Annotated in this window: 7 protein-coding genes; 2 read left to right on the top strand and 5 right to left on the bottom strand. The window is 63.8% G+C overall.

The window, feature by feature from the left end; all coding sequences use genetic code 11:
• The coding region (locus PGX04_RS24560) for an ATP-dependent DNA helicase (RefSeq protein ID WP_273740903.1) at positions 1 to 2,119 on the bottom strand (2,119 nt) is incomplete at its 3' end.
• Positions 2,120 to 2,257: 138 nt separating this feature from the next.
• Here PGX04_RS24560 and PGX04_RS24555 point away from each other — a divergent pair.
• Positions 2,258 to 2,851, top strand: a complete 594-nt coding sequence (locus tag PGX04_RS24555; RefSeq protein ID WP_273740902.1) for a DUF1684 domain-containing protein — start codon at positions 2,258 to 2,260, stop codon at positions 2,849 to 2,851.
• Positions 2,852 to 3,245: 394 nt separating this feature from the next.
• Here PGX04_RS24555 and PGX04_RS24550 read toward each other — a convergent pair whose 3' ends face one another.
• Positions 3,246 to 3,926 (bottom strand): class I SAM-dependent methyltransferase, encoded by a 681-nt coding sequence (locus PGX04_RS24550; RefSeq protein ID WP_273740901.1) that lies wholly within the window; start codon positions 3,924 to 3,926, stop codon positions 3,246 to 3,248.
• 389 nt (positions 3,927 to 4,315) lie between these two features.
• On the opposite strand from PGX04_RS24550, the gene PGX04_RS24545 reads away from it, so the two are divergent.
• Complete coding sequence (locus PGX04_RS24545; protein ID WP_273740900.1) at positions 4,316 to 4,894, top strand: DUF7090 family protein; 579 nt, start codon at positions 4,316 to 4,318, stop codon at positions 4,892 to 4,894.
• Positions 4,895 to 5,013: 119 nt separating this feature from the next.
• On the opposite strand, the gene PGX04_RS24540 is transcribed toward PGX04_RS24545, so the two are convergent.
• From PGX04_RS24540 to PGX04_RS24535, 3 genes are all read right to left on the bottom strand, one after another.
• Positions 5,014 to 5,796: a DUF7089 family protein gene (locus PGX04_RS24540; RefSeq protein ID WP_273740899.1), complete on the bottom strand. Its 783-nt coding sequence runs from the start codon at positions 5,794 to 5,796 to the stop codon at positions 5,014 to 5,016.
• Complete coding sequence (locus tag PGX04_RS34780; RefSeq protein ID WP_425498462.1) at positions 5,796 to 5,885, bottom strand: hypothetical protein; 90 nt, start codon at positions 5,883 to 5,885, stop codon at positions 5,796 to 5,798. Before PGX04_RS34780 ends, PGX04_RS24540 begins: the two co-directional genes overlap by 1 nt.
• 465 nt (positions 5,886 to 6,350) lie before the next feature.
• The coding region (locus PGX04_RS24535; protein WP_273740898.1) for a Zn-ribbon domain-containing protein at positions 6,351 to 6,803 on the bottom strand (453 nt) is incomplete at its 5' end.

The raw sequence follows: 6,803 nt of genomic DNA, 5'->3' as shown, positions 1-6,803 counted from the left end.
AGGCCCGGCGGACGGCCTTCGTCCGCGGGCTCGAGGTGTTGACGATCGGAACGCCGCAGACGACCGCCGCGGCGAGGCGGTCGCCGCTGTAGTCGACGCCCTCGGTCAGCGTCCCCCGCAGGCTCGTGACGAGCACCTTTCCGTCGCCCGCGAAGAACTCGTCTTTGAGCGACTGCGTAGTCTCGTCGTCGCTCGCGGCGTCGAGCAGAACCGGCTTTTCGACCCGATCCTCGAGGACGCCGGCGGTCCACTCGGCCTCGGCGTAACTGGGCATCCCGACGAGGACGTTGCCGGAGAGCTGCGCAACCTTCGCGATCGCGTCGGCGTAGGACCGCCGCGTCGGATTGGTTTCTCCCGGACTGCCGCGATTATCGTAGGTGTATTTCGGTGCGGCGACCGCGAAGCTCTCGCGGTTCTCAGCGGGGAAGTGGAGTCCGTACCGCCGTTCGACGACCGGTCGATCTTGCTCGCGTTCGAGGTACTGGAGTCCCGTTACCTCGGTGAAAGCGTCCATCGGCTCGAGGGTCGCACTCATCAGAATTCCGCCGCCGAACATGGCGAGGCGGTCGCCGATCGCATCGCTGGGAACGCAGTTGTACAGGGCCAGCCGGGCGTTGTAGGCTCGCCGCCATGAGTCCGTGGGCTCGGTGTCGTCCCAGGTTCGCTCGAGTTCGATCTCCCGGAAGTAATCGGTGTGGCCCCGTCGATACCACTCGCCGAGGACCCGGCCGACGGCGGGTGCGGCGCGGGTTCGGTCCTCGTCCTCGGCCTCGTTCAGAATCCGCGCGACGACCGCACCGACGGACTCGGCGCGGACCCAGTCGGCGTCGCCGTACCCCGCGTCCGCCGCCCACTCGCTGAGTTCGTCCTCGGCCGGCACGGCCGGATCGCGGAGGGGAATCTCCTCGTCGGAGAGATCGTTCAGGTCCGACTGCCAGCCCCGATAGTTCCGGTCGAGATGGGCGGTGACCCGGCGGTCGAGTTCCTCGCGGAGATCCCGGACGAACTCGAGCGTCCGATTGAGCTCCTCGTAAGAGACGTCGCTGTCGTTGAGTTCCGCGCGAACGAGGTCCGCGTCGGCGGTCTTGGAGCCGCCTTCGGCCTGTCTCCCTTCGCGTTCGAACTTGACCGGCTGGATGACCCGCGAGAGTTCGGTTTCGGCGTCCCGGAGCGTGCTGTCGGCGACGCCCTCGCTGACCAGGTCGCGGACGCGCGGTTCCAGCATGTGGGCCTCGTCACAGACGACGTACGTCGACTCGTCGAGTAGCGCGCCGGTAAAGGAGCCGACGGTTCGGGGGTCGAACGCGTGATAGTAGTTGCCGATCACGACCTCGACCTCGCCGAGGGCGGCCCCCATCACGGAGTGGGGACAGGTGCCGTGTTTCACCGAGCGGGCGACCAGCTCCTCCGGACTGACCATCCCGGCGTCGGTGAAGTCGTACGGAACTGCCTCCGCAACCGATCCGTTCTCCTCGTCGTCCGGTAGATCATCGAGGTACTGCGCGTAGAACGGGCAGTACTCGGTTTCTGCGCCCACGGGCCCGCCGTCGCCGTACTCGGGGAGTTCCGGCGGGTACGACGTCGGTTCGCCCGCGGTCTCGAGGAACGTGTTTTTCGACCGGGTCCCGCTGTCGGCGAGTCCGATCTGTTGGCTTCGGGCGCGGGACGCCAGATTCCCTGCGGTCGTGTCGCCGCCCTCACCCGTGAGGTCACGGGTGCGGTCCCGCAGGGTCTCACAGCGGTCGTAGACGTTGCCGTCGTCGAACCCCGCCGCTCTCTCGCGATTGTACGGACAGACGTCGGCCTTCCCGACCAGCGTGAGTCCGGAAATCGGGTCCCAGTCGGCCGGCAGGTTCTCGTTGATCGTCTCGAGATCCGCTTCGAACTGCCGCAGTTGCTGTTTGACGCTCGTGAGCACGAGCACGCGTTCGTAGTCGGTGTCCGGGTCGCGGACCAGGTCGATCCCCGCGGTGAGCGCGATCATCGTCTTCCCGGTCCCACAGGCACCCTCGATGACGGAATAGCCGCCGTCCTGTCCGGTGTCGATGGCCGTCTCGATACCGTCGACCTGAGGCTCGTAGGGTTGGGGGTGGCCGAACACCGTCCGCCAATTCGTCATTCTTGCCGTACTCATCGTCGGTCGTCCATAGCGTTGACGGAGTGGATTGGCCGCGCGATGGTATATAAATGTCAGTGAGTGGAAGCGGACGGCCGAGCGGAACGTAACGCCTTCCAGTCCCGCCCACCTAGATCGGCCATGAGCGACACCGGCTCCATCGACGTCGACCGCTGGCGCGACGAACTCGAGTCGAAACGCGCCGAGAAAGACGAGTTCTTCGCCGACCATCCACAGTCTCCGATCCCGCCGGAGGAACGAGACGAGTTCGACGGTCTCGACTACTTCGATCCGGATCCGGCCTACCGCGTGAGCGCGACCGCGACGGTTCACGACGATCCGGAGGTCGTGTTGATGGAGACCACCGCAGGCCGCGAGATGCGCTACCGCCGCGTTGCCACACTCGAGTTCGAACTTGACCGCGAGGACGACGACCTGGAAGACGGCACGTTCGAACTCGCGGCCTACCAGCAGGAGAGTCCGAACGAGGAGCCCCTGTTCGTGCCGTTCCGGGACAAAACGACCGGCCAGCAGACCTACGACGGCGGTCGATATATGGAACTCGAGCCGGAGCGGGACCTGACGACCGGCGACGAGATCGTCGTGGACTTCAACCTCGCGTACTCGCCGTTTTGCGCCTACAGCGAGACGTTCGACTGCCCGCTCCCGCCCGAGGAAAACTGGCTCGGAGTCGCGATTCCGGCGGGCGAACGGGACGAGTATAGTAGCCACTGAAACGATGTACACACTGATCGCAACGCAATCGTGCGAACAGGTGTGCATTGACTTTCAGTGGCTACTATAGCTCGCGCGTCGTCGCGGTCTCTCCCGCCCGATCTCTCGGCTCGGTATTCACACACAGAGTCGAATTCGGTAGCCCTCGAGTAGTCATTATAGCAGTCAATACGACTCTCAACCCCACTACGGGTACGTTTCGACTCGAGCCACCGGTCGTGTTGGGGGCTGTCGCGGAGGAATGGGCGTCTCGAGTGGAAATTGGGGGGTTCAGCCGCCGATTCGGGACGTATCCGACGAACGGATGGACGAGCAAGAGGAGGAGGTGGTGGGGGTTGGTGGGTAGTGGTGGAAGTGGATCCGCATCGGGCATTCGCACGCAGCTATCCGGCGTTCAGGGAGCGACGCCGACGGTCAGCAGCGTCCCGAACTCGCGGTAGCGCTCGATCATGTCCTCGCGGGCGTCCCAGTCCTCGAGCGGAAACTCGCTTTCGTCGGGGATCGTGATGTCGCGATCGGGGATGGTGTCCTGTTCGGCGACGAATAACCCGGCGTCGCGAAAGGCCTCGCGGTACTGCTCGCGATCCCAACGCGTCATCTCGATCGTGATGAACTCCTGCCACTCGTGGGAGTGGACGTTCTCCTCGTAGTAGTTGACCGCACAGTAGACGGTGCCACCGGGTCGGAGGACGCGTGCGATCTCCTCGAGCGTGTGGTGGGGGTCCGCCGCGTAATAGAAGGCTTCCATACTCCAGATGTGGTCGATCGAGCCGTCAGCGAAGGGGAGCGCGTCGAAGTCACCCACGACGTAGCCGACATCCTCGTCGTCCGTGTAGCCGGCCGCGTTGCGAGCCATCTCCGGCGCGCCGTCGAGGCCGTAGACCCGACCGGCGTCTTTGGTGTCTCGGAGCGCTCGGCCGGCGTACCCGCTTCCACAGCCGAGATCGAGAATCGTATCGCCGGACTCGACAGGCATCCGTGCGAGGGCGTGCTTCGCGGTGTGCCAGTGGCGCTCCTCCATCCCCCTGTCTCGGCCACTCGTTGCCCACTCGTCGAACTCCTTACGGACGCTCATATGCGCCCGATGGGAGGCGCGCGAATAAACCCGTTCGGATGGCCACCAGTAGTCTCCGGTCGCAGCGCCGACTGAGATAACTCGTTTCGTAGCGCTCGTTCCACAGTGTTCGGAGCGCTCGTTTCGCAGTGACTCCCGACGACACCGGCATCGTTCTCACCGGTACGGGAATCACCGACAGACTTTTTTAGGTGGGCCTAAACTCTAGAGTTGAAGGGTCGTCAGTGACCGAAATCCGTGGGCATCCGGATTTCGTGTCCGACGCTCGGTGAGTCGCTCTGTCCCACCCTCGCCAGTTTGCGAGACCCTTCCGCCGTTTTCGGACGTGTCTCCGCCGTGGAAGAGACATCCGCAATCTTAAGGGAGTGCCGAAAGTTGTTCACGGCAATATGGATTATGCGCTCGAAATAGACGGGACACCGGAGACGATCCCGGGCGGGACCGGGGTACTCCTCTTGCATCCGAGCACCGGCGAAACGGACCGCATCGACACCGATTTCCTCAAGACCGACACCGACAACTTCCTCGTGATCTCCACGCGAACCACCGCCCGCGAGGTCAGGCAGAAACTCGAGTACTACGACGTCGACGAGGAGCGCGCCGAAATCCTCGACACGCTCAGCATCGAACACGGCTACTCCCGGCGCGCTTCCGATACCGTCCACTACGTCGCCGCCCCCGACGACGTCGACGGCATCGTCGAGCACATCGACGGCTTCCTCGATGACCACGACGGCAAACTCCGCATCAGTTTCGACTCCGTCACCGAACTCGCCTACTACGCCGGCGACGACCAGGCGCTCGAGGCGGTCGAGCGGATCCTCGAACTGCTCGCGGAACACGACGCGGTCGGCCTCTTCCACCTCTCCGAAGACCCCCACGACGACGCGCTCGTCGATCAGTTCCGCGGACTGTTCGACGGCATCATCGACCTCGATGAGGACGGCAGCGTCGACGCCGAGTTCTAAGTGGCGACCGACAACACGCACCTCCGTTTTTACCGAAGTCTTCCGTTTACGCCGGAGCCTTCCGTTTTCACCGATGCCGCTCCAGGAGACTCTACACTTGAAACGACGGGCGCAAGCGATCAGTCCTCGAGCGAGTCGAACGTCTTCTCGGCCCACTGGATCGCGTACGCCGGCCCGTGATCCAGATAGGCTTCAGTGTCGAGCGCGGCGAAGGGAGCCGGCAGTTCGAGCGCGTGCTTGATCGCCGCACACGCGAGTTCGGTCGCATCCGCGAAGTCGGTATCACCGCGCGCGACCGCACGCGACAGTCCCGAAACACGGTCCTCGAGTCGCGTTCCCGCGTCCTGCCAGGCATCGGCGAGTTCGGAATGGTCGTCGTGCCAGCCCGCGAAGACCTCGCGAGTCTGCAGACCGACCCAGCCGTCGTACAGCGCCGCAGCGACCTGGTAGGTGCCGTTCGGATCCAGCGCCACGGCCGCATCGAGGTCGCGATACGACTCCTCGAAGAAGCCGATGAAGTGCTCGGGGACCCCGAGATCGAGCCGGACGAGCGCCTCCGCGATCAGAAAGTCGACGAAGGGGTCGGGCGAGCCGTCGACCCGCGGCTTGACGATGACGATCGGCGGCTCGGTCTGGCGCGTCGGAACGACGCTGCCGTCGCCCGGCATCCCGATGGTGAGATCGGAACTCACGTAGCGGGCGAGGAGGGTCGGCGCGTCGTCAGGGAGCCAGTCAGCAGGATAGCTCGCGGGCTCGAGGGCATCGACGAGCAGACCGAGATCCTCGGCGAGCGCCGGCGGTAGCGTCTCAAAGTCACGCTCGCAGTCGAAAACTCGTACGTCCGGTGTGCGTGTTTCGCGAACCGACTCGAGTCGATCCGGGAGCTCACGAGCCTCGAACATCAGGCGAGTGCGGTCTGGAAAACGAGCAGGATCGACAGCAGTGCCGATACGGCGACCGTCGTGAGAACGACCTTGGTTGCGGTGCTCATACTCGAGGCGTCGGTTCCGTCTCGCTTAAATCCATCTGTCTCGACTCGCTACTCCTCGCTTCGATCGCTCCTCTTCGCTTCGAACGCTCTCTGTACCGCCAGTCGCGTCGGACCCGCAATTGGCTCGAGAGAGTTCGGCGAGCGATCACCGCCGTGTCGACACCTCCTACTCCTCGTAGGAGGCCCATCTTCTCGTGAAACACCCACCGTTTCTCGTCGAGCCGACGGCTCGACAGTGAATACTGCTAAGTCGAGCGGAACTGGTGAATCAGCTATCAGGCTGTCCGTCGTCGTGTCGTTTGAGACCAACATTTCGAGTGGAAACGGATTTGTCGAGGGAATAGCTTCTATCGGAGAATATAATGGTTCTGCAGTAGAAACGGTCCGGTGTGATTTCGAGGGGAGTTCGTTGCAGAACCCACGATTTTCGACGACATCAAACAGCGATGGTGGCGTTCGATTCAATTAATCGTCGCTGTCGTCGCCCTCGCGCCACGAATCCGGGACGTCGATGACGTACCGGCCGTCCTCCTGCAGGGAGATGATGTACTCGTCGCGATTGTAGAGTTCCATCAGGTTGAGTTCGTACTGGCCCGGGCGGACGATCTTGATGCTCTCGAACTGTTCGTTGAGTTCTTTCCGGAGATCTTCGATCGACGGACGATCCCCGCTGGGTTCGCTGACGACGCGGCCGTGTTCCGGCGGGGCGTCGTCGGTTCCGTTCGTCGAGGCGTCAACTGCGCCGCCGCCAGCAGAGTCGCGCTCAGTCTCGACCGGGTCGAATCCGTCGGAATGAGCGGGGAGATCGTCCGGGCGAACGACCTCACTGCGGGCGTCGGCCTGCGCCGTGTTCTCGTCGTCGTCGATCGGCGTGGGAACCGCGATGATGACGTAGTCGGCCTCGGTGATCGTGGTCGC

It is taken from the genome of Natrinema soli, assembly GCF_028618695.1.
The sequence above is the reverse complement of the archived record's forward strand: the minus strand, read 5'-3'. Positions and strand labels throughout refer to the sequence as shown.

What these genes read in the sequence shown, in the direction of transcription:
- PGX04_RS24550 (WP_273740901.1), bottom strand. Translation starts at nt 3,926, where the DNA reads ATGAGCGTCCGTAAGGAGTTCGACGAGTGGGCAACGAGTGGCCGAGAC.
- PGX04_RS24555 (WP_273740902.1), top strand. Translation starts at nt 2,258, where the DNA reads ATGAGCGACACCGGCTCCATCGACGTCGACCGCTGGCGCGACGAACTC.
- PGX04_RS24545 (WP_273740900.1), top strand. Translation starts at nt 4,316, where the DNA reads ATGGATTATGCGCTCGAAATAGACGGGACACCGGAGACGATCCCGGGC.
- PGX04_RS24540 (WP_273740899.1), bottom strand. Translation starts at nt 5,796, where the DNA reads ATGTTCGAGGCTCGTGAGCTCCCGGATCGACTCGAGTCGGTTCGCGAA.
- PGX04_RS34780 (WP_425498462.1), bottom strand. Translation starts at nt 5,885, where the DNA reads ATGAGCACCGCAACCAAGGTCGTTCTCACGACGGTCGCCGTATCGGCA.